The organism is Gordonia sp. J1A, assembly GCF_055393515.1.
In genome coordinates, this window is sequence record NZ_AP041607.1 from 1,073,642 (window position 1) to 1,093,516 (window position 19,875).

Below are 19,875 nucleotides of genomic sequence, written 5' to 3' on the forward strand. Positions count from 1 at the left end.
CGGCCGCGATGCGGCGTGCGATCGCCGAGTCTGCGGACTCGCAGGGACTCAGCTCACCGAATCCGCCCGTCGGCGCGGTGATCCTCGACGAGCTCGGCGAGGTGGTGGGAGTGGGCCGGACCCAGCCGCCGGGCGGGCCGCACGCCGAAGTGATGGCCCTGCGCGAGGCGGGGGACCGGGCGCGGGGCGGCACGGCCGTCGTGACCCTCGAACCCTGCGATCACACCGGTCGCACCGGCCCGTGCTCGCAGGCGCTGCTCGCCGCCGGCGTCTCGGCGGTGCACTTCGCCGTCGGCGATCCCAATCCGGCGGCGGCGGGCGGCGCCGCCACGCTCCGGGCCGCGGGCGTCGACGTCCATGAGTCGGTGCTCGAGCACGAGGCTCGCCGAGGTCCGCTGCGGCAGTGGCTCTTCCAGCGTGAGCGGGGGCGTCCGTTCGTCACGGCGAAGATCGCGGCGACTCTCGACGGCCGCGTCGCGGCACCCGACGGCACCAGCCAGTGGATCACCGGCGCCGCCGCACGCGAGCATGCGCATGCGCAGCGCGCGCGGATCGACGCCATCGTGGTCGGGACCGGAACGGTGATCGCCGACGACCCGGCGCTCACCGCCCGGCGGCCGGACGGGACGCTGTACAGCCACCAGCCCACCCGCGTCGTCCTCGGGCTGCGCGACGTGCCCCCGACGGCACGGGTGCGCAGTGGACCGTCCCCGCTGCTGCACGTCGCGAGCCGTGACCCGCGCGAGGTGGTGGCCGCGCTGCCGGACGCACTGCACGTCCTGGTGGAGGGGGGCCCGGCGATCATCGGAGCGTTCCTCGCAGCAGGTCTCGTCGACGAACTGCACTGCTACCTGGCACCCACTGTGCTGGGAGCGGGCCGCGCAGCGGTGGACGACGGCACGGTCGGAACACTCGCGGATGCGCACCGCTTCATCCGGACCGGCACGCGTGGACTCGGCGACGACCTGCTGGTCACCCTCGAGCGCCGCGACTGAGCACAGGCCGGCGTTTCGCGCACTGCGCGCTTAACGGTGCGAGGCCCTCTGACGTGCCCGGACCCGGTGTACGGGAGAGCGGGTACGCGGCTGGGCCCGGCTGCGTGCTAATTTCAATATTGAGTTCTCGGGGCGGGGTGAAATTCCCCACCGGCGGTGATGCCCTCCAAGGGATGAGCCCGCGAGCGCCCTCGCGACAGCGAGGGGACGAGCAGACTCCGGTGCGATTCCGGGGCCGACGGTCAGAGTCCGGATACGAGAGAATGGCAGTGCGGCGCCGTGCCGCGATCTGTCTCTCCCGAGCACACCTGGCAAAGGAGAGACGGTGTTCACGGGAATCGTGGAGGAACGCGGCGAAATCACCGCTCGCGACGACCTCACTGAGGCCGCGCGTTTTCGTATTCGTGGGCCGCTGGTCACCAGCGATGCCTCATTCGGAGATTCGATCGCCGTCAACGGCGTCTGTCTCACAGTCACCGAGCTGACCGACGACGAGTTCACCGTCGACGTGATGGCCGAGACGCTGCGGCGCAGTTCACTCGACCGCCTGGGTCCGGGCGCGAGCGTCAACCTCGAACGCGCGATGGCCGCGGGCGGCCGTTTCGGCGGGCACATCGTTCAGGGACACGTCGACGGGGTCGGCGTCATCGTCTCGGTGTCGCCGAGCGAGAACTGGACCGTGGTACGGATCGGCATTCCCGAGCAGCTCGCACGCTACATCGTCGAGAAGGGGTCGATCACCGTCGACGGCATCTCGTTGACGGTCTCGTCCGTCGGTGTCGACCGGGAATACGGGGACTGGTTCGAGGTGTCGTTGATTCCGACGACTCTGAGTGAGACGAACCTCTCCGGCGCCCGAGCCGGGGTGCGCGTGAACTTGGAAGTCGATGTCATCGCGAAGTACGTCGAGCGTCTCACCGGCGCCGGCCGGCTCGCGACCAGTGGTGTGGAAGGCAGTGAGCCGAATGAGTGAGATCGGGACCGGCGGGGTGCGCGAGAGCGCCGAGGGCAGCGGGTCGACAGTCGGCGGTGAGACGGGACGCGTGGTCCTCGACAGCGTGGAGCGCGCCATCGCCGACATCGCCGCGGGCAAGGCCGTCGTGGTCGTGGACGACGAGGACCGCGAGAACGAGGGCGACCTCATCTTCGCCGCCGAGAAGGCGACTCCGGAGCTGGTGGCGTTCATGGTGCGTTATACGTCGGGCTACCTGTGCGTGCCCCTCGCGGGCGACGACTGCGACCGGCTCGGGCTGCCGCCGATGTACTCGGTGAACCAGGACAAGCACGGCACCGCGTACACCGTCACCGTCGACGCCCGCGAAGGCATCGGGACCGGCATCAGCGCGGCCGACCGGGCGACCACCATGCGCAAGCTGGCCGACCCGACGTCGGACGCCCACGACTTCACCCGTCCCGGGCACGTGGTGCCGTTGCGCGCCAAAGAGGGCGGCGTGCTCCGCCGCCCGGGCCACACCGAGGCGGCCGTCGATCTGGCCACCGCCGCGGGTCTGGCGCCCGCGGGCGTGATCTGCGAGATCGTCAGCCAGAAGGATCCGGGACACATGGCCCGCACCGACGAGCTCCGGGTCTTCGCCGATGAGCACGAACTGGCCCTGATCTCGATCGCCGACCTGATCTCGTGGCGCAGGCATCACGAGAAGCACGTCGAGCAGGTCGCCGACGCGCGCATTCCCACCGAGTACGGGACCTTCCGCGCCGTCGGGTACCAGAGCCCCTACGACGACGCCGAGCACATCGCGCTGGTGATGGGCGACATCGCCGAGAACGGCGAGGACGTCCTGGTGCGCGTGCACTCCGAGTGCCTCACCGGCGACGTCTTCGGCTCACTGCGGTGCGACTGCGGGCCGCAGCTGCAGGCGGCCATGGAGATGGTGGGCCGCGAGGGCCGCGGCGTGGTGCTGTACATGCGCGGGCACGAGGGCCGCGGCATCGGTCTGATGCACAAGCTGCAGGCGTACCAGCTGCAGGACAGCGGTGCCGACACCGTCGATGCGAATCTGGAACTCGGTCTGCCCGCCGACGCCCGCGACTACGGTCTCGGCGCGCAGATTCTGGTAGACCTGGGCGTGCGATCGATGCGCCTGCTGACCAACAACCCGGCCAAGCGCGTCGGCCTCGACGGGTACGGGCTGGAGATCGTGGACCGCGTGCCGATGCCGGTGCGCGCGAACGCCGAGAACCTGCGCTACCTGCGTACCAAGCGCGACCGCATGGGCCATGTGCTCGACGGTCTGGACGACATCCTGCCCGAGGCGGCAGAGGGAACTGGAGAAGGTGCATGAGCGGCGTCGGTGAACCCACCCTCGATCTCGCGGACGCGAGCGGACTGAAGGTCGCGATCGTCGCCTCGCAGTGGCATGAGACGATCTGCACCGCGCTGCTGGAAGGCGCACTGCGCGCCGCGGCGGCCAACGGCGTCACCGAGCCGACGGTGGTGCAGGTCGCCGGTGCCATCGAGCTGCCGGTGATCGTTCAGGCGCTCGCGCGCACCCACGACGCGGTCGTCGCGCTCGGCGTCGTCATCAAGGGCGAGACCCCGCACTTCGAGTACGTCTGCGACGCGGTCACCGCGGGCCTCACGCGTGTCTCGCTCGACGAGTCGACACCGGTGGGCAACGGTGTCCTGACCACTTTGAACGAGGCGCAGGCCCTCAATCGCGCGGGCCTGCCGGATTCGGCCGAGGACAAGGGCGCGCAGGCGATGACCGCGGCCCTGGCCTCCGCGCTCATCCTCCGGGGACTGGAATGACCGACGCCGCGACCGACGACACGTGGGAGTACGTCTACCGGCCGCGGTGGATGCGGATCGCCGCGTGGGTGGCGGTCGCGGTGGTGATGATCATCCACCTGACCTTCGGGCTGCTCCTGGACATCTCATACACGGGCGTCAACGTCGGATGGTCGGACAAGGTGGCGTTGATCGGCGTCGGCGTCGTGATCAGCGGCGCGATCCTCTTCCTGACCCGCGCGCGGCTGCGGCTCGGACCCGAGGGCGTCGGAGTTCTCAACCTCGTCTCCGAGCGGGTATTCCCGTGGGATCAGGTGCTCGGCCTGGAGTACCCGGAGAAGGGGTTCTGTGCGCGGTTGCTGTTCCCCGGCGACGAGCACATCCCGGTGATGGCCGTGCAGGCGCGCGACGGCGACCTCGCGGTGGACGCGATGGAGCGCTATCGCGAGTTCCAGACTCGATACGGGGTGGCACAGAACGCCGAGTGAGCCGGAAGCCGGAGCGCGCGGCCGTCCGACATCGTCGTCGCCTCATGCGGCGACCGCGATCTGCGCGGGCAGACCGATCTCGGCGGCTCGCGCCCGTATCGATTCCACGACCGTGTCCGGCGTGGTCCGGGACACCGTGAGATAGACCGCCGCCGCGGGTTCGGGCCGCTGCGAGGTGGCCCGGCAGTGCACGGGGGAGGTGCCGGCCGGCAGCAGTGCGAGCAGGTCCCGGTACCGCCCGAGATCGGCCGGCGTGTCTCCGGCGTCCCACTGCAACACGCAGTCCGAACCGGTCACCGAGAGTTCGCGAATGCCCCCGGAATCGTCGGCGATGAACCGGTCGAGGCTCTCCGCCAGCGGGTACGCGTCCCGCGACGACTCGGCGGCGATCGCCGTGCGCCAGGCGCGCACCGCAGTGACCCCGGGGTTCGACGCGGTGAACTGCCGGGTCCGCCGGACCCAGTCCAGATACCTCGCCGGATCGCCGAGGCGCTGGTTGTCGGAACCGGGTACCAGGTAGATCTCGGCCGCGACGGGTCCGCCGGAGGAGTCGCGTGCCGAGAACTCGACGCGGATGCGGTGCTCGTCGATGACGGCGCCGCCGCGGTGGGCGGCGAGCTCACGCGCCGCGCGCGCGACGTCCTCGTCCGGCAGTCCGGCGCGCAGTGAGACGACGGTGTCCACCGAACCGCGGCTCAGGACCGCATTGTTGGGGTGCACGCGAAACGAGGTCACGTCGGACCGGCCGCGCAGATAGGTGGTGTAGTCCTCGGCGAAGGAGTCGGCGGAGTCGGTGGCGCAGGCCCCGAGAGCCACCGCGCTCATCAGCGCGCCGGCGAGCGCGAACGCCGCCGGCCGCCGGTGTCTGCGGTGCCGACCGGTCATGCGACAAGGCTAGGCGCGGCGGGCGTCTCGCCGCAGCGGTACCACCGCGCGGTGTCGTGACCGCGTCCGGGCCGAACCCGTGTCACCGGCGGCGACTAACCTGGGGGCGTGGCTGATCCATCGACTTACCGACCGGCGCCGGGCACCATCCCGACCGATCCCGGCGTCTACAAGTTCCGCGATCAGCACGGCCGGGTCATCTATGTCGGCAAGGCCAAGAATCTGCGGCAACGGCTCACGTCGTACTTCGCCGACATCACCGGCCTGCATCCGCGCACCCGGCAGATGGTCACCACCGCCGCCTCAGTGGAGTGGACCGTCGTCACCACCGAGGTGGAGGCGCTGCAGCTCGAATACAACTGGATCAAGGAGTTCGACCCGCGGTTCAACGTCCGCTACCGCGACGACAAGAGCTACCCGATGCTCGCGGTCACCCTCAACGAGGAGTATCCGCGCGTCTTCGTCTACCGCGGGGCGCGCCGGCCCGGCGTCCGGTACTTCGGCCCGTACTCGCACGCCTGGGCCATTCGCGAGACGGTCGATCTGCTGACCCGCGTCTTCGGCGTCCGGACGTGCTCCAAAGGGGTATTCCGCCGCAGCGAGCAGATGGGCCGGCCGTGCCTGCTCGGCTACATCGACAAGTGCTCGGCACCCTGCGTCGGCCGTGTGTCGGCCGCCGAGCACCGGGAGATCGTCGAGGACTTCTGCGACTTCCTCGGCGGGCGCACGGACAGTCTGATCCGGAACCTCGAACGCGAGATGAACAGCGCGGCGGAGGAACTCGACTTCGAGCGGGCGGCCCGGCTGCGCGACGACGTCTCCGCGCTGCGGCGCGCGATGGAGAAGCAGGCCGTGGTGCTGGGGTCGGGGACAGATGCCGACGTGATCGCTCTGGTCGGCGACGAACTCGAGTCGTCCGTGCAGGTCTTCCACGTCCGGGACGGACGGGTGCGCGGTCAGCGCGGATGGGTGGTCGAGGTCCAGGAGAACGCCTCGCTCGCCGATCAGGTCGGCACCTTCCTGACCCAGTTCTACGGCGCCGAGACGGACATGAGTTCGGGCATCCCGCGCGAGGTGCTGGTTCCCGCACTGCCCGACGACGCCGCGGACGTCGAGAAGTGGCTCGCCGAGCGACGCGGGGCGCACGTGAGTCTGCGCGTTCCGCAGCGCGGCGACAAGCGCACGCTGATGACGACGGTGGAACGCAACGCCACCGAGGCCCTCGCGCGGCACAAGCTGCAGCGTGCGGGGGATCTGACCACTCGGTCGGCGGCGCTGACCGAGCTGCAGGAGGCACTGGGGCTCGACACGGCGCCGCTGCGGATCGAGTGCATCGACATCTCGCATGTCCAGGGCACGGACGTCGTGGCCTCGCTCGTCGTCTTCGAGGACGGTCTGGCACGGAAGTCGGACTACCGGCATTACTCGATCAAGGAGGCGGCCGGCGACGGGCGCTCCGACGACGTCGCGTCGATCGCCGAGGTCACCCGGCGCCGCTTCGCCCGACACCGCGACGGGGCCATCACCCCGCCGCCGGAAGAGTCCGCCTCGGATCAGGCGGGCGCATCGGGGCAGACGGCGGCCGACGACGAGGCCACTTCGCGCCGACCGAAGAAATTCGCATATCCGCCGAATCTGTTCGTCGTCGACGGCGGCGCGCCCCAGGCGCACGCCGCCGCCTCGGTCCTCGACGAGCTCGGCGTCACCGACGTGGCCGTCGTGGGTCTGGCCAAACGACTGGAAGAGGTGTGGATTCCGGGTGATGATGAGCCGGTGATCCTGCCCCGCAACAGCGAAGCCCTGTTCCTGTTGCAGCGCGTGCGCGACGAGGCGCACCGGTTCGCCATCACCTTCCACCGCAGCAAGCGCAGCAAACGGATGACCGCCTCGGCGCTCGACGGGATCGCCGGCCTGGGTGCGGGGCGGCGGACGGCGCTGGTGACTCATTTCGGTTCCGTGGCCAATCTGAAGAAGGCGACCGTGGCGGAGATCGGCGAAGTGAAGGGCATCGGCCCGGCCACCGCGCAGGCCGTCCACGACGCGCTCCACGACTCCGACCGCGAAAGCCCTGAGACGACCGTCCCCGACATGGAGGAATCGCAGAGTTGACTGAAACGGATAGCCGTACGACGGTGCTGTTCGTCACCGGCATGTCCGGTGCCGGCCGCACGTCGGTGGCCAACGTCCTCGAGGACGACGGCTGGTATGTCAGCGACAACGTGCCGATCTCGTTGATCTCGCAGCTCGTGCAGATGGTGCGGAGCAGCGAGGTGGGTGCGCAGCGGATCGCGATGGTGGTCCGGGGCGGCGATCCCTCCTTCGCGGCCGAGATGGCGGCGCTGCGCCGCGATCTGGAGGACGGCGGCGCCACCACGTCGATGATCTTCGTCGACGCCTCCGACGAGGTGCTGGTCCGCCGGTTCGAGCAGGTCCGCAGGCGGCACCCGTTGCAGGGCAACGGCACGCTGGGAGAGGGGATCGCCGCCGAACGTGCGGTCATGGCACCGCTCGCGGCCGGAGCCGACACTGTGATCGACACCTCCAACCTGAGTTCCACCCGACTGCGGTCGATCGTGGAGAACGTCTTCCCCAACGTCGCGGGCCGCCGGCTCGCCATCGCGGTGCAGTCGTTCGGGTTCAAGTACGGACTGCCGATCGACTGCGATCTCGTCGCCGACGTGCGGTTCCTGCCGAACCCGTTCTGGATCCCGGAACTGCGCGAGCATAACGGCCGCGAACCGCAGGTCCGCGACTATGTGCTGGGACAGGAGGACGCCGCGGAGTTCCTCGACCGGTACGTCGACATCGTGGGCATCGTCGGCCGCGGCTACCTGCGCGAGGGCAAGGGATACATGACCCTCGGCATCGGCTGCACGGGCGGGAAGCACCGCAGCGTCGCGATGTCCGAGGATTTGGCGCGACGACTGTCGGAGGTGGTCGACGCCGACGGCCACCGGCTCTACGACGTCGAAGTGACCCACCGCGACCTGGGCAACGAATGAGCGCCGGCGAAGGCGCACCCGAGATCGCCGTACCCGACCTGATCGAGGGGCTCAAGGTGGTGGCGCTCGGCGGCGGCCACGGTCTGTTCAACACGCTCACCGCGCTGCGCTACCTCACCGCCGACGTCACGGCCGTCGTGACGGTCGCCGACGACGGAGGATCGTCGGGCCGCCTGCGCGCCGAACTCGGCCTGATTCCGCCGGGCGATCTGCGCATGGCGCTGGCGGCGCTGATGGCGGCCCCGGCCGCGCTCGAGGCGCGACGGCGCGTGGACCCGGCCTCCGCGGACCGGCACCAGCGCTGGGCGCGCGTGCTGCAGCACCGCTTCGGCGGCTATGGCGCGCTCGCCGGCCACCCGATCGGCAACCTGCTCCTCAGCGGGCTCAACGAGGTGACCGGCGACGTGGTGAAAGCGTTGGACGACCTCACCGACCTCTTCGACGTCGACGGCCGGGTGCTGCCGATGGCCGACGTCCCCCTGGTGATCGAGGCCGACGTGTCCGGACTGGAGAAGGACCCCCGGGTGAGTCGCGTGATCCGCGGCCAGGTGGCGGTCGCGACCACACCGGGAAAGCCGCGGCGGGTGCGGCTGATCCCCGACGCTCCGGCCGGTTGTGCGCAGGCCGCGGCGGCGATCCGGGAGGCGGACGTGGTGACCCTCGGTCCGGGATCGTGGTTCTCCAGCGTGATTCCGCATGTGCTGGTGCCCGATCAGCTCGATGCGCTGAGCGAGACGTCGGCGCGCAAGATCCTGTTCGTCAATCTCGCAGCCGAGGCGGGGGAGACCACCGGATACTCGGTGGAGCGGCACCTGCATGTGCTGCACGCGCACGCTCCCACCCTTCGGGTGGACGACGTCGTCGTCGATTCCGCGTCGGTGCCGGAGGGCGCCGAACGCGAGTATCTCGAACGCGCGGCGGGCCGGTTCGGGGCCCGTCTGCGGGTGGCGGATCTCGCGGTTCCGGGAACCGCCGTGCACGATCCGGCGAAAACCGCCGCGACGGTGGTCGGGCTGATCGACTGAAATGATCGCCGGTAAGGTTGGACCAGCACATCTGGCATGCTTCCGGGACTCGAGACGCTCGGCGCGGCTGTCGGGCAACGGGGGATATCAGGGGACAGGAGGCTTTGAACCGTGGCTATGACTGGGGCGGTCAAGGACGAGCTGAGCCGGTTGTCGGTGACGCAGATCAGCTGCCGCAAGGCAGAGGTGTCGGCGCTGCTGCGATTCGCCGGGGGGATTCACATCGTGGGCGGCCGCGTCGTGGTGGAGGCCGAGGTGGACCTCGGCAACGTGGCGCGGCGGCTGCGGCACGAGATCCACGGTCTGTTCGGCTACAACGCCGACGTCCACGTGCTCCGCTCGGGCGGAATGCGGAAGGGCGCGCGCTACATCGTGCGCGTCACGAAGGACGGCGAGGCCCTGGCGCGCCAGACCGGACTGCTCGACATGCGCGGTCGGCCGGTGCGCGGCCTGCCCGCGCAGGTGGTCGGCGGGAGTGTCGGCGACGCCGAAGCCGCCTGGCGCGGAGCGTTTCTGGCGCACGGCTCGTTGACCGAGCCGGGCCGGTCGTCGTCCCTGGAGGTCAGTTGCCCCGGCCCGGAGGCCGCTCTGGCGCTCGTCGGCGCGGCGCGGCGGCTCGGCATCTCGGCCAAGGCCCGCGAGGTCCGCGGCAGCGATCGGGTCGTCATCCGTGACGGTGAGGCGATCGGCGCGCTGCTCACCCGGATGGGCGCGCACGACACCCGCCTGGTGTGGGAGGAACGCCGGATGCGGCGCGAGGTGCGCGCCACCGCGAACCGTCTGGCCAACTTCGACGACGCGAACCTGCGCCGCTCGGCGCGGGCCGCCGTGGCCGCGGCCGCCCGCGTGGAACGTGCGCTCGAGATCCTGGGCGACGACGTGCCCGACCATCTGCTCGCCGCCGGCCGGCTGCGCGTGGAACACCGTCAGGCCTCGCTGGAGGAACTCGGACAACTGGCGGATCCGCCGATGACCAAGGACGCGGTGGCCGGCCGCATCCGTCGCCTGCTGTCGATGGCCGACAAGCGGGCCCGGACCGACGGCATCCCGGACACCGAGTCGGCGGTCACCGCCGAACTCCTCGACGAGGCGTAGGGGCGCCCGCCCGGCGTGGTGACGAACACCCCATCGCTCACAAGTGACCTTCCGGTGACCTCGCGAGCGGCGGCTATTAGGCTGGTGGGAGCGGGCCGGTAACGAACCGCCGGCTCAACACCACCGCTTAAGGAGCAACTTGTGACTGTTCGGGTAGGCGTCAACGGCTTCGGCCGCATCGGCCGCAACTTCTTCCGTGCCGTCGAGGCGCAGAAGGCGCTCGGAACCACCGACATCGAGATCGTCGCCGTCAACGACCTGACGGACAACGCCACACTGGCTCACCTGCTGAAGTTCGACAGCATCCTCGGCCGTCTGCCCCAGGACGTCCGCCTGGAGGGCGACGACACCATCGTCGTCGGCGACATGAAGATCAAGGCCCTCGAGGTCAAGGAGGGCCCCGCAGCCCTTCCGTGGGGCGATCTGGGCGTCGACGTCGTCGTCGAGTCGACGGGCATCTTCACCGCGCGCGCGAAGGCCCAGGGTCACCTGGACGCCGGCGCCAAGAAGGTCATCATCTCCGCGCCGGCCTCGGACGAGGACATCACCATCGTGATGGGCGTCAACGACGACAAGTACGACGGCAGCCAGAACATCATCTCGAACGCCTCGTGCACCACCAACTGCCTCGGCCCGATGGCCAAGGTGCTGAACGACGAGTTCGGCATCGAGCAGGGTCTGATGACCACCATTCACGCCTACACGCAGGACCAGAACCTGCAGGACGGCCCGCACAAGGATCTGCGCCGTGCGCGTGCCGCCGCGATCAACATCGTTCCGACCGGCACCGGTGCGGCCAAGGCCATCGGCCTGGTCCTGCCCGAACTGCAGGGCAAGCTCGACGGTTACGCGCTGCGCGTGCCGATCCCGACCGGCTCGGTCACCGACCTCACCGCGGAGCTGAAGAAGACCGCCAGCGCCGAGGACATCAACGCCGCCATGAAGGCCGCCGCCGAGGGCCCGCTGAAGGGCATCCTCAAGTACTACGACGCGCCGATCGTCTCGAGCGACATCGTCACCGATCCGCACTCGTCGCTGTTCGACTCGGGTCTGACCAAGGTCATCGGCAACCAGGCCAAGACCGTCTCCTGGTACGACAACGAGTGGGGCTACTCCAACCGCCTCGTCGACCTCATCGGTCTCGTCGGGAAGTCGCTGTAGTCACCATGGCAGTCCGAACTCTGGAAGACCTGCTGGCCGAAGGAGTCGAGGGCCGCGGCGTGCTGGTGCGCTCGGATCTGAACGTGCCGCTCGACGGCGGCGCGATCACCGATCCGGGGCGCATCGTCGCGTCGGCTCCGACCATCGCCAAACTCGTCGAGGCGGGTGCCAAGGTCATCGTGACCGCGCACCTGGGCCGCCCCAAGGGGGAGCCGGATCCCGCGCTGTCGCTGGCGCCGGTGGCCGCCCGGCTGTCGGAGGAACTGGGCCGCAACGTCCAGCTCGCCGGCGACGTGGTGGGCTCGGATGCGCTCGCGCGCGCCGAAGGACTCACCGACGGTGACGTCCTCCTGCTGGAGAACATCCGCTTCGATCCGCGCGAGACCAGCAAGGACGATGCCGAGCGCAACAAGCTCGCGAAGGCGCTCGTCGAGCTCGTCGGCGACGACGGCGCGTTCGTCTCCGACGGATTCGGCGTGGTCCACCGCAAGCAGGCGTCGGTGTACGACGTCGCCCGGCTGCTCCCGGCGTACGCCGGCGACCTCGTGGCCACCGAGGTGGAGGTGCTGCGCAAGCTCACCTCCGACGTCGAGCGTCCCTACGCCGTCGTCCTCGGCGGTTCGAAGGTGTCGGACAAGCTGGGCGTGATCGAGGCGCTCGCGCCCAAGGTCGACACCCTGGTGATCGGCGGCGGCATGGCCTTCACGTTCATCAAGGCGCAGGGCAGCCCGGTCGGCGATTCGCTGATGCAGGAAGACATGATCGACACCTGCAAGGACCTGCTCGAGAAGTACGGCGACGTGATCCACCTGCCGCACGACATCGTCGTCGCGGACAAGTTCGCCGCCGACGCGGACACCAGCATCGCGATGACGGCGGACGGCTTCGAGCAGGGCATGGGCCTGGACATCGGTCCGGGGACGGTCGAGCGATTCGCCGCGGTGCTGCGCGGTGCCAAGACGATCTTCTGGAACGGCCCGTCGGGCGTGTTCGAGTTCGAGAAGTTCGCCGAGGGCACCCGCGGGGTGGCCGAAGCGATCGTCGAGGCCACCCGCGACGGCGCGTACAGCGTCGTCGGCGGTGGCGACTCCGCCGCGGCAGTGCGCGCGCTCGGCATTCCGGACGAGGCGTTCTCGCACATCTCGACCGGCGGCGGCGCCTCCCTGGAGTACCTCGAGGGCAAGGAACTGCCGGGCCTGGCCGTGCTGGGAGTGCAGCAGTGAGCGGGGCGGGCGCGCGCAAGCCGCTCATCGCCGGAAACTGGAAGTGCAACCTCAACCACTACGAGGCCATCGCACTCGTCCAGAAGATCTCCTTCGCTCTTCCCGAGAAGTACTTCGAGAAGGTCGACGTGACGGTGATCCCGCCGTTCACCGACATCCGCAGCGTGCAGACCATCGTCGACGGCGACAAGCTGCTGCTGACCTACGGTGCGCAGGATCTGTCCGAGCACGACTCGGGTGCGTACACCGGTGAGATCAGTGGCGCGTTCCTGGCGAAGCTCGGCTGCACGTTCGTCGTCGTCGGACATTCGGAACGTCGCACCCTGCACTCGGAGACCGACGAGGTGGTGCTGGCCAAGACCAAGGCCGCGCTGCGCCACGGGCTCACGCCGATCGTCTGCATCGGCGAAGGACTCGAGGTTCGCGAGGCCGGTGATCACGTCGCGTACAACGTGGCGCAGATCAAGGCGTCGCTGGCCGGGCTGTCGGCCGCCGACATCGCGAAGGTCGTCGTCGCCTACGAGCCGGTGTGGGCCATCGGCACCGGCCGGGTCGCGAGTGCGGCCGACGCTCAGGAGGTCTGCGGTGCGGTGCGCGGCGCGCTCGCCGAGATCGCCGACCAGGCCACCGCCGATTCGGTCCGCGTTCTCTACGGCGGTTCGGTCAACGCCAAGAACGTCGGAGAGATCGTCGCGCAGTCCGACGTCGACGGTGCTCTGGTGGGCGGGGCCTCGCTCAAGGCCGACGAGTTCGCGCAGCTGTCGGCCATCGCCGCGGGCGGTCCATTGCTGTGACGCGCTGCAGGTGGTTTCACTAGTCACGACCACCATCGCGTAGACTGTGGCAGGTTGCATCCGAGAAGGACGCGACCTGCCACAGGCGTTTTCGCAAGATTCGACGAACAGGACCACCGACCCGTGACTATCGCGCTCGACATCGGCTTGATCATCACCAGCGTGCTGCTGATCGTTCTGGTTCTGCTGCATCGCGCCAAGGGTGGTGGCCTGTCCTCGCTGTTCGGCGGCGGCGTGCAGTCCAGTCTGTCCGGCTCATCGGTGGTCGAGAAGAATCTCGACCGGCTCACCGTCTTCGTCGGTCTCGTCTGGGTCATCCTGATCATCGGCGTCGGCCTCGACATCAAGTTCTCGTAGTCCGCTCGCTCGGTGAGCCGTGAGGCGGCGCGGCGCGTAGTTTTGTGCGCATGGCCTCCGATTCGCTGACTCCCGAGACCCTCGCCCGCGCCATCGCCACTCCGATGGTCGATCGCATCAGCGTCGACGACACCGGGCGCGCCCTCACCGAACCGCTGCGCGAAGACATCCGCTTCCTCGGTGGACTGCTGGGCGAGGTGATCCGCTCCCACGCGGGAGAGGCGACCTTCGAGCTCGTCGAGAGTTCCCGCCGCGACGCCTTCGGCATCCGCTACGCCGAGGTGACGCGTGATCAGCTGGCTGGGCGGTACGACGGACGGGCGGTCGCCGATCTGATGCCCGTCATCCGGGCGTTCACCAATTTCGCCCTGCTCGCCAATCTCGCCGAGGACCTTCACCGCGAACGCCGACGGCGCATCCACCAGCGCGCGGGCGACCCGGCTCCGCCGTCGTCGTTGGCGGCCACATTCGGCAAGCTCGCCGACGCAGGTCGCACGGACGCCGACGTCGCCGCCGCGCTGCGGTCGGCGGAGGTGGTCCCGGTGATCACCGCACACCCGACGGAGACTCGGCGGCGCAGCGTCTTCGACGCGCAGAACCGGATCACCGAACTGATGCGCGTGCGGGCGCGGACCGAGCTGACTCCGGAGGAGGACGCCCGGTTGACGGAGGACATCCGCAGGCAGATCCTGGTGCTGTGGCAGACCGCCCTGATCCGGTTGCGCAGGCTGACCATCTCCGACGAGATCACCACCGGGCTCCGCTACTACGGGGCGTCCTTCTTCGACGTGGTGCCCGCCCTGAACAAGGACGTCCGCGCGGCCCTGGTCGAGGCCTATCCCGACGCCGGTCTCGACGGCCTGTCGATGATCAGCATGGGTTCGTGGATCGGCGGCGACCGTGACGGCAATCCGTTCGTCTCGGCAGAGGTGGTCGATGAGGCGGCCACGAGTGCCGCACGCACCGCGATGCGCCATCACCTGGACGAGCTCGCTGCGCTGCATCAGGAGTTGAGCCTGTCCGCACGGCTGTTCTCGCCGGTCTCACCCGCACTGTCGGCACTCGGCTCCGGGTTCGCCCCGCCCGACGAACCGGGGGACACCGACGACGAACCCTTCCGTTCGGCGGTCTCAGCGGTGCGTTCGCGCGTTCTCGCCCGTGCGCTGCACACGCTCGGCGAGGATGCCGTCGACCCGGCGGAACTGGACACCGCGCGTGCGGCGGCACCCTACGGCGACGCCGACGAATTCCTCGCCGACCTCGACGTGATCGACCGGGCGCTGCGCGCCGCTCATGACGACTCGATCGCCGACGACCGCCTCGCGACGCTCCGGGAAGCGGTGCGCACCTTCGGTTTTCACTTGTCCGGACTCGACATGCGGCAGAACTCCGAGACACATGAGCAGGTGGTAGCCGAACTCCTCTCGTGGGCCGGGGTGTGCGCCGACTACCCGGCGCTGCCGGAGGCGGACCGGATCGGCCTGCTGACGGCGGAGCTGGCCTCGCGCCGCCCGCTCACGACTCCCGACGCCGAACTGAGCGAGCTCGCGATGAAGGAGCTGGGGGTGGTGCACGCCGCGGCGGGTGCGATCGAGCGGTTCGGCCCCCGCGCCGTCCCGAACTACGTCATCAGCATGTGCTCGTCCGTATCGGATCTGCTGGAGGTGCTGATCCTGTTGAAGGAGGCGGGGATCTACCATGCCGCCGGACCGGGCGACGCCGGGCCGTCGTGCTCGGTGCGCGTGGTGCCGCTGTTCGAGACGATCGAGGATCTGCGCGGCGGCGCGGCCACACTGACCGCGGCGCTGAACCTGGGCTTCTACCGGGCATTGGTCCGCGCGCAGGGCGACATCCAGGAGGTGATGCTGGGCTACTCGGACTCCAACAAGGACGGCGGCTACCTGGCGGCCAACTGGGCGCTGTATCGCGCCGAACTCGACCTGGTGTCCGCGTCCCGCGCGGCGGAGGTGCGGCTGCGACTGTTCCACGGCCGCGGAGGGACCGTCGGACGCGGCGGCGGACCCAGTTACGACGCGATCCTGGCTCAGCCGCCCGGTGCCGTCACCGGCTCGCTGCGCCTCACGGAACAGGGCGAGATCATCGCGGCGAAGTACGCCGAGCCCGTCAGCGCGCGGCGGAATCTGGAGTCGTTGCTCGCCGCCACCATCGAGTCGTCGCTACTCGACGTGGAAGGCCTCGACGATCCCGAGCGAGCGTACGCCGACTTCGACGAACTCGCCGAGTCCGCGCGGCGGGCGTACAGCGCGCTGGTGCACGAGACTCCCGGCTTCGTGGAGTACTTCACCGCGTCGACGCCGCTGTCGGAGATCGGGGCGCTGAACATCGGCAGCCGGCCGACCTCACGCAAGCAGACCACCGCCATCTCCGACCTCCGCGCCATCCCGTGGGTGCTCTCGTGGACGCAGTGCCGCGTCATGCTCCCGGGCTGGTACGGAGTCGGCAGCGCGTTCGCACAGTGGACCGGCGGGGACGACGCGCGGATTGCCGACTTGCGACGGTACTACGAGAACTGGCCGTTCTTCCGCTCGGTGATGTCGAATATGGCGCAGGTGCTGGCGAAGTCGGACATGGGTCTGGCGTCCCGGTACGCCGAACTCGTGCCGGATGAGGAACTGCGCCGCCGCGTCTTCTCGATGATCGTCGAAGAGCACGAGCGGACTCTCGAGATGTACACCGCGATCACCGGCACCACGGATCTGCTGGCCGACAACGACGCGCTGAAACGGTCGGTCTACAACCGGTTCCCGTATCTGGAGCCGCTCAACCTGTTGCAGGTGGAGTTGCTGCAGCGGTTCCGGTCGGGCGAGGACTCGCCGCTCATTCGCCGCGGTATTCAGCTGACGATGAACGGTCTGGCGACGGCGTTGCGCAACAGCGGGTAGGGCGTCAGCGGATCGCCTTGAGGAACTCTCGTGTGCGTTCCTCCCGCGGGTCGCCGAAGATCTGCTCGGGCGGACCCTCCTCGGCGATTCTGCCGTCGTCGAACATCATCACGCGGTCGGAGACCTCGCGGGCGAAACGCATCTCGTGCGTCACGATCAGCATCGTGATGTCGGTGGTGACCGCGATGTCGCGCAGCACCGACAGGACGCCGTCGACGAGTTCGGGGTCGAGTGCGGAGGTCACCTCGTCCAGCAGCATCACCGACGGACTCATCGCGAGGCAGCGGGCGATGGCGACGCGCTGCTGCTGACCGCCCGACAACTGCGTGGGATGCGCCGACTCCTTGTCGCTGAGTCCGACGGTGTCGAGCAGGCTCCGCGCATGCTCGACCGCCTCGTCTCGACTCCGGCCGAGGACGTGGATCGGAGCCTCGGTGATGTTCTGCAGCACCGTCATATTGGGGAAGAGGTTGAATTGCTGGAAGACCATCCCGATGTTCTTGCGGACCTCGCGAAGGTACTTCTCCTTCGCGGGGACCAGCCGGTCCCCGCGCAGCTGATGGCTCAGCGGTCGGCCGCCCACCCAGATGACGCCGTCGGTGACCTTCTCCAGGGTCATGAGCAGCCGGAGAATCGTCGTCTTCCCCGAGCCGCTGGGGCCGATCAGGGTGACCTTCTCGCCGCGGTCGACGGTGAAGTCGAGATGGTCGAGAACCAGGTGGTCGCCGAAGCGTTTCACGACGCCGACGAAGCGGATCATGGCATCCGCGGATTCGGCTGCGTCGGGGGCGTTCGGAGGGTTCCGGTCGTCAGCGGGCAAGGCGTTTCTCCAGTCGTCGGATCAGGACCGAGGTCGGGTAGCTCGCCACCAGGAAGAAGGCGCCGGCGAGGGTGAACGCCTCGAGGTAGGCGAAGTGGGCGGCGCCGTAGGTCTGTGCGGCGGTGACCAGTTCGACCACCGAGATCGTGAACAGGTAGGGGGTGTCTTTGAACATCGACACGGCGTTGTTGCCGAGTGCGGGCAGCGAGTTCCGCAGTACCTGGGGCAGGATCACCGCTCGCCAGGTCCGGCCGGCCGGCAGCGACAGCGCACGTGCCGCCTCCCACTGTCCGATGGGAACCTCCTCGATGCCGGCCCGGTACACCTCCGCCATGTAGCTCGAGTAGTGCACTCCGAGGACCGTGACACCGATGGACAGCGGCGTGAACTGCGGGAACAGGGCGAATACGAAGAGCAGTTGCACCACGATCGGGGTGAGACGGATGAACTCGGCCACCGCGTACACCGGCGCGGACAGCCAACGCGGCGCCGACCGTCTGATGACGGCGATCACGAGCCCCAGCGCAGCGGCGATGAAGAAGCCGATCACCGTGGCCAGCAGGGTGATCTGGAATCCGTCCCACAGCACCGGGAGCGCGTCCTGTGCGCGTTGCCAACTCCACTCGATCACAGCGCACCCCCGGGAGCGTCCTGGGACTGCGGACGGAGGCTGAGGATCTCCCGAAGCGTGGGACCGCGGCCGAGACGGTGCTTGGCCCGCGCCTCGGCCAGGTTGATGAACAACGTGACCACGTAGGCGAGCACGAGATAGATGACCAGCCCGACTCCGAAGGAGAACAGCGTGTCGCCGGTGGTCTTCTGCAGGTCGACGATGCCGGCCGTGAGGTCCTGCAGGGTGATGAAGGACGCGAACGCGGTGCCTTTGAGCAGATGGATCAGCAGGTTGCCCAGCGACGGGATCATCATCGCCCAGGCCTGGGGGAAGACCACTCGGGTGAGGCGCTGCCGGGCGGTGAAGTTCAACGCGACGGCGGCCTCCACCTGGGCCGGTGGTACCGCGTTGAGGGCACCGCGGACCACTTCGGCCCCGTAGGCGCCGTAGTTGAGTCCCAGTGCGAGGACGCCGCAGAACACCGGATCGAGTTGATAGCCGAGCAGGGGGAGCACGTAGAACAGCCAGAACAGCTGCACGACGAGGGATGTCCCGCGGAAGAACTCGATGAGCACGCGGGCCACGAACCGGATGGGAAGCGACCTCACCCGTACGAGCGTGCCGAGGGTGAGTGCGAGTGCGAAGGCGAGCAGACCGCCGCCGGCCGTCAGTTCCAGCGTGACGACGATGCCGCGCCCGAGGGCGGGCAGGGCGTCGACGAGCGCGTCGAGATCGTGGCTCATCTCGATCGGAACCCGGTCACTCGCCGCGGCACAACCGGTCGGTGGTGAGTGACGGATCGGGGATGTTCTCCTCGGTGAAGCCGAACGGGCCGAGGATCTTCATGTACTCGGTGCGGTCGGCGAGGATCTTCTTCACCTCGGCGTTGTACGCGTCGCGCAGGGAGGTGTCCTCCTTCCGGAACACCGTCGCACCCGCCGGGTTCTGGGGTTTGCCGTCGATGACCGCGATGAACGGCTGCGTGACTTCGACGTTGAGGCCGGGCGTGTGCGTCTTGGCGTAGTTCAGGGATACCGCCGTCAGAGCGAAGGCGTCCACCCGGCCGGAGTTCACGGCATCGATCCCGGACTGCTGGTCCTTGACGAGCATCGGATCGGGGATGTCCAGTTCGGAGGCGTAGTCGGCCTCGATGGCACCGGTCATGGCCGCCATCTTCGCGCCGGAGCGTTTGATCGAATCCATGTCCGTGAGGTGCTTCGGATTGCCCGGCTGCACCATCAGCGCGGTGGTGTAGTTGATCTCGGGAACGCTGAACGCGGCTTGGCCGCACCGCTCCGGCGTGATCGACATTCCGGCGCTGACCAGGTCGTATCGTTTGGCGTTGAGTCCGGGGATGAGGCCGCCCCAGTCGGTCTTCACGCCCTTGAGTTCGTTGACGCCGAGCCGCCGGAACACTTCGCGGTGGAGTGCGATGGTGCCGCCGGTGAGCTGCCCGTCGGCGTCGAATGAATACGGCGCTTCATTGGCGTAGGCCACGGTGACGGTTCCGGCCTTCCGCAGATCGTCGAGCGTGGTCTCGCTGCCGGTGTCGGTCTTGGTGCACGCGGTCAGCGCTGTTGCGGTCACGATCATCGTGGCCGCCACGGCCGCCGCCGTGCGGAACACATGTCGCCGGTCGCCGGCGATCCGTCGCTTGGCCGTGTGTGTCTGCTTGATCTTCTTTGCCACTGTGTTCTCCCGCCGGGCCCGGTCCGGACGGAGCCGATGGCGGAGGAGCTCTCAACGGCGAGTGACGTACGGCGGC

Annotated in this window: 19 protein-coding genes and 1 riboswitch; of the genes, 14 read left to right on the forward strand and 5 right to left on the reverse strand. The window is 69.0% G+C overall.

The genetic code is table 11. The features are described 5' to 3' along the window. The first annotated feature begins 8 nt into the window (after positions 1–8). From ribD to ACZ5QD_RS05040, 5 genes are all read left to right on the forward strand, one after another. Complete coding sequence (gene ribD / locus ACZ5QD_RS05020) at positions 9–995, forward strand: bifunctional diaminohydroxyphosphoribosylaminopyrimidine deaminase/5-amino-6-(5-phosphoribosylamino)uracil reductase RibD (protein WP_412475729.1); 987 nt, start codon at positions 9–11, stop codon at positions 993–995. A 119-nt stretch (positions 996–1,114) separates the two neighbouring features. Beyond that, positions 1,115–1,264: riboswitch (FMN riboswitch) on the forward strand. Between the two features lie 56 nt (positions 1,265–1,320). Then, positions 1,321–1,968 (forward strand): riboflavin synthase, encoded by a 648-nt coding sequence (locus tag ACZ5QD_RS05025; RefSeq protein WP_006894822.1) that lies wholly within the window; start codon positions 1,321–1,323, stop codon positions 1,966–1,968. Further along, a complete protein-coding gene (locus tag ACZ5QD_RS05030; RefSeq protein ID WP_375001924.1) occupies positions 1,961–3,298 on the forward strand; it encodes a bifunctional 3,4-dihydroxy-2-butanone-4-phosphate synthase/GTP cyclohydrolase II in 1,338 nt (445 codons plus the stop codon). The genes ACZ5QD_RS05025 and ACZ5QD_RS05030 overlap by 8 nt, the downstream gene beginning before the upstream one ends. Further along, positions 3,295–3,765, forward strand: a complete 471-nt coding sequence (ribH, locus tag ACZ5QD_RS05035) for a 6,7-dimethyl-8-ribityllumazine synthase (RefSeq protein ID WP_006894824.1) — start codon at positions 3,295–3,297, stop codon at positions 3,763–3,765. Before ACZ5QD_RS05030 ends, ribH begins: the two co-directional genes overlap by 4 nt. Then, positions 3,762–4,232 (forward strand): PH domain-containing protein, encoded by a 471-nt coding sequence (locus ACZ5QD_RS05040; RefSeq protein WP_006894825.1) that lies wholly within the window; start codon positions 3,762–3,764, stop codon positions 4,230–4,232. The genes ribH and ACZ5QD_RS05040 overlap by 4 nt, the downstream gene beginning before the upstream one ends. A 42-nt stretch (positions 4,233–4,274) precedes the next feature. On the opposite strand, the gene ACZ5QD_RS05045 is transcribed toward ACZ5QD_RS05040, so the two are convergent. Then, entirely contained in the window at positions 4,275–5,117 is an 843-nt protein-coding gene (locus tag ACZ5QD_RS05045) for a hypothetical protein (protein WP_464367144.1), read from the reverse strand. A 108-nt stretch (positions 5,118–5,225) separates the two neighbouring features. Between ACZ5QD_RS05045 and uvrC the strand changes: the two genes are divergently transcribed. The 9 genes from uvrC (at position 5,226) to ppc (ending at position 16,677) form a co-directional block, all read left to right on the forward strand. After that, on the forward strand, positions 5,226–7,226 hold the full coding sequence (gene uvrC, locus ACZ5QD_RS05050; RefSeq protein WP_006894830.1) for an excinuclease ABC subunit UvrC: 2,001 nt from the start codon (positions 5,226–5,228) through the stop codon (positions 7,224–7,226). Further along, positions 7,223–8,119 carry an RNase adapter RapZ gene (gene rapZ, locus ACZ5QD_RS05055; RefSeq protein ID WP_045540113.1) on the forward strand — a complete coding sequence of 299 codons (897 nt, stop codon included), beginning with the start codon at positions 7,223–7,225 and terminating at the stop codon, positions 8,117–8,119. The genes uvrC and rapZ overlap by 4 nt, the downstream gene beginning before the upstream one ends. Further along, positions 8,116–9,144: a gluconeogenesis factor YvcK family protein gene (locus tag ACZ5QD_RS05060; protein WP_006894834.1), complete on the forward strand. Its 1,029-nt coding sequence runs from the start codon at positions 8,116–8,118 to the stop codon at positions 9,142–9,144. The genes rapZ and ACZ5QD_RS05060 overlap by 4 nt, the downstream gene beginning before the upstream one ends. A 111-nt stretch (positions 9,145–9,255) precedes the next feature. After that, a complete protein-coding gene (gene whiA / locus ACZ5QD_RS05065) occupies positions 9,256–10,239 on the forward strand; it encodes a DNA-binding protein WhiA (RefSeq protein WP_039866771.1) in 984 nt (327 codons plus the stop codon). A gap of 141 nt (positions 10,240–10,380) precedes the next feature. Then, positions 10,381–11,400, forward strand: a complete 1,020-nt coding sequence (gene gap / locus ACZ5QD_RS05070; RefSeq protein WP_006894838.1) for a type I glyceraldehyde-3-phosphate dehydrogenase — start codon at positions 10,381–10,383, stop codon at positions 11,398–11,400. A 5-nt stretch (positions 11,401–11,405) separates the two neighbouring features. Further along, the gene (locus tag ACZ5QD_RS05075; protein WP_346076272.1) at positions 11,406–12,623 is read left to right on the forward strand and encodes a phosphoglycerate kinase; all 1,218 of its coding nucleotides are present in this window, start codon (positions 11,406–11,408) and stop codon (positions 12,621–12,623) included. Beyond that, on the forward strand, positions 12,620–13,417 hold the full coding sequence (gene tpiA, locus ACZ5QD_RS05080; protein WP_006894840.1) for a triose-phosphate isomerase: 798 nt from the start codon (positions 12,620–12,622) through the stop codon (positions 13,415–13,417). The genes ACZ5QD_RS05075 and tpiA overlap by 4 nt, the downstream gene beginning before the upstream one ends. A gap of 123 nt (positions 13,418–13,540) precedes the next feature. Then, the gene (secG, locus tag ACZ5QD_RS05085; RefSeq protein ID WP_006894841.1) at positions 13,541–13,774 is read left to right on the forward strand and encodes a preprotein translocase subunit SecG; all 234 of its coding nucleotides are present in this window, start codon (positions 13,541–13,543) and stop codon (positions 13,772–13,774) included. Between the two features lie 50 nt (positions 13,775–13,824). Continuing rightward, positions 13,825–16,677, forward strand: coding sequence for a phosphoenolpyruvate carboxylase (gene ppc / locus ACZ5QD_RS05090; protein ID WP_464367145.1), 2,853 nt, complete (start codon positions 13,825–13,827; stop codon positions 16,675–16,677). A 4-nt stretch (positions 16,678–16,681) separates the two neighbouring features. On the opposite strand, the gene ehuA is transcribed toward ppc, so the two are convergent. The 4 genes from ehuA to ehuB are packed head-to-tail and all read right to left on the reverse strand — an operon-like array spanning position 16,682 to position 19,703. Beyond that, positions 16,682–17,437, reverse strand: a complete 756-nt coding sequence (gene ehuA, locus ACZ5QD_RS05095; RefSeq protein WP_062367507.1) for an ectoine/hydroxyectoine ABC transporter ATP-binding protein EhuA — start codon at positions 17,435–17,437, stop codon at positions 16,682–16,684. Between the two features lie 49 nt (positions 17,438–17,486). Further along, positions 17,487–18,128 carry an ectoine/hydroxyectoine ABC transporter permease subunit EhuD gene (ehuD, locus tag ACZ5QD_RS05100; RefSeq protein WP_045539808.1) on the reverse strand — a complete coding sequence of 214 codons (642 nt, stop codon included), beginning with the start codon at positions 18,126–18,128 and terminating at the stop codon, positions 17,487–17,489. Continuing rightward, on the reverse strand, positions 18,125–18,853 hold the full coding sequence (ehuC, locus tag ACZ5QD_RS05105; RefSeq protein WP_006894845.1) for an ectoine/hydroxyectoine ABC transporter permease subunit EhuC: 729 nt from the start codon (positions 18,851–18,853) through the stop codon (positions 18,125–18,127). Before ehuC ends, ehuD begins: the two co-directional genes overlap by 4 nt. Positions 18,854–18,869: 16 nt before the next feature. Continuing rightward, complete coding sequence (gene ehuB / locus ACZ5QD_RS05110; RefSeq protein WP_085950733.1) at positions 18,870–19,703, reverse strand: ectoine/hydroxyectoine ABC transporter substrate-binding protein EhuB; 834 nt, start codon at positions 19,701–19,703, stop codon at positions 18,870–18,872. Between the last annotated feature and the right edge of the window lie 172 nt (positions 19,704–19,875).

Coding starts and splice junctions, on each gene's coding strand:
- ribD (WP_412475729.1), top strand. CDS start 9: ATGCGGCGTGCGATCGCCGAGTCTGCGGACTCGCAGGGACTCAGCTCA.
- ACZ5QD_RS05030 (WP_375001924.1), top strand. CDS start 1,961: ATGAGTGAGATCGGGACCGGCGGGGTGCGCGAGAGCGCCGAGGGCAGC.
- ribH (WP_006894824.1), top strand. CDS start 3,295: ATGAGCGGCGTCGGTGAACCCACCCTCGATCTCGCGGACGCGAGCGGA.
- ACZ5QD_RS05040 (WP_006894825.1), top strand. CDS start 3,762: ATGACCGACGCCGCGACCGACGACACGTGGGAGTACGTCTACCGGCCG.
- ACZ5QD_RS05045 (WP_464367144.1), bottom strand. CDS start 5,117: ATGACCGGTCGGCACCGCAGACACCGGCGGCCGGCGGCGTTCGCGCTC.
- ACZ5QD_RS05060 (WP_006894834.1), top strand. CDS start 8,116: ATGAGCGCCGGCGAAGGCGCACCCGAGATCGCCGTACCCGACCTGATC.
- ACZ5QD_RS05075 (WP_346076272.1), top strand. CDS start 11,406: ATGGCAGTCCGAACTCTGGAAGACCTGCTGGCCGAAGGAGTCGAGGGC.
- ppc (WP_464367145.1), top strand. CDS start 13,825: ATGGCCTCCGATTCGCTGACTCCCGAGACCCTCGCCCGCGCCATCGCC.
- ehuA (WP_062367507.1), bottom strand. CDS start 17,437: ATGATCCGCTTCGTCGGCGTCGTGAAACGCTTCGGCGACCACCTGGTT.
- ehuC (WP_006894845.1), bottom strand. CDS start 18,853: ATGAGCCACGATCTCGACGCGCTCGTCGACGCCCTGCCCGCCCTCGGG.
- ehuB (WP_085950733.1), bottom strand. CDS start 19,703: ATGATCGTGACCGCAACAGCGCTGACCGCGTGCACCAAGACCGACACC.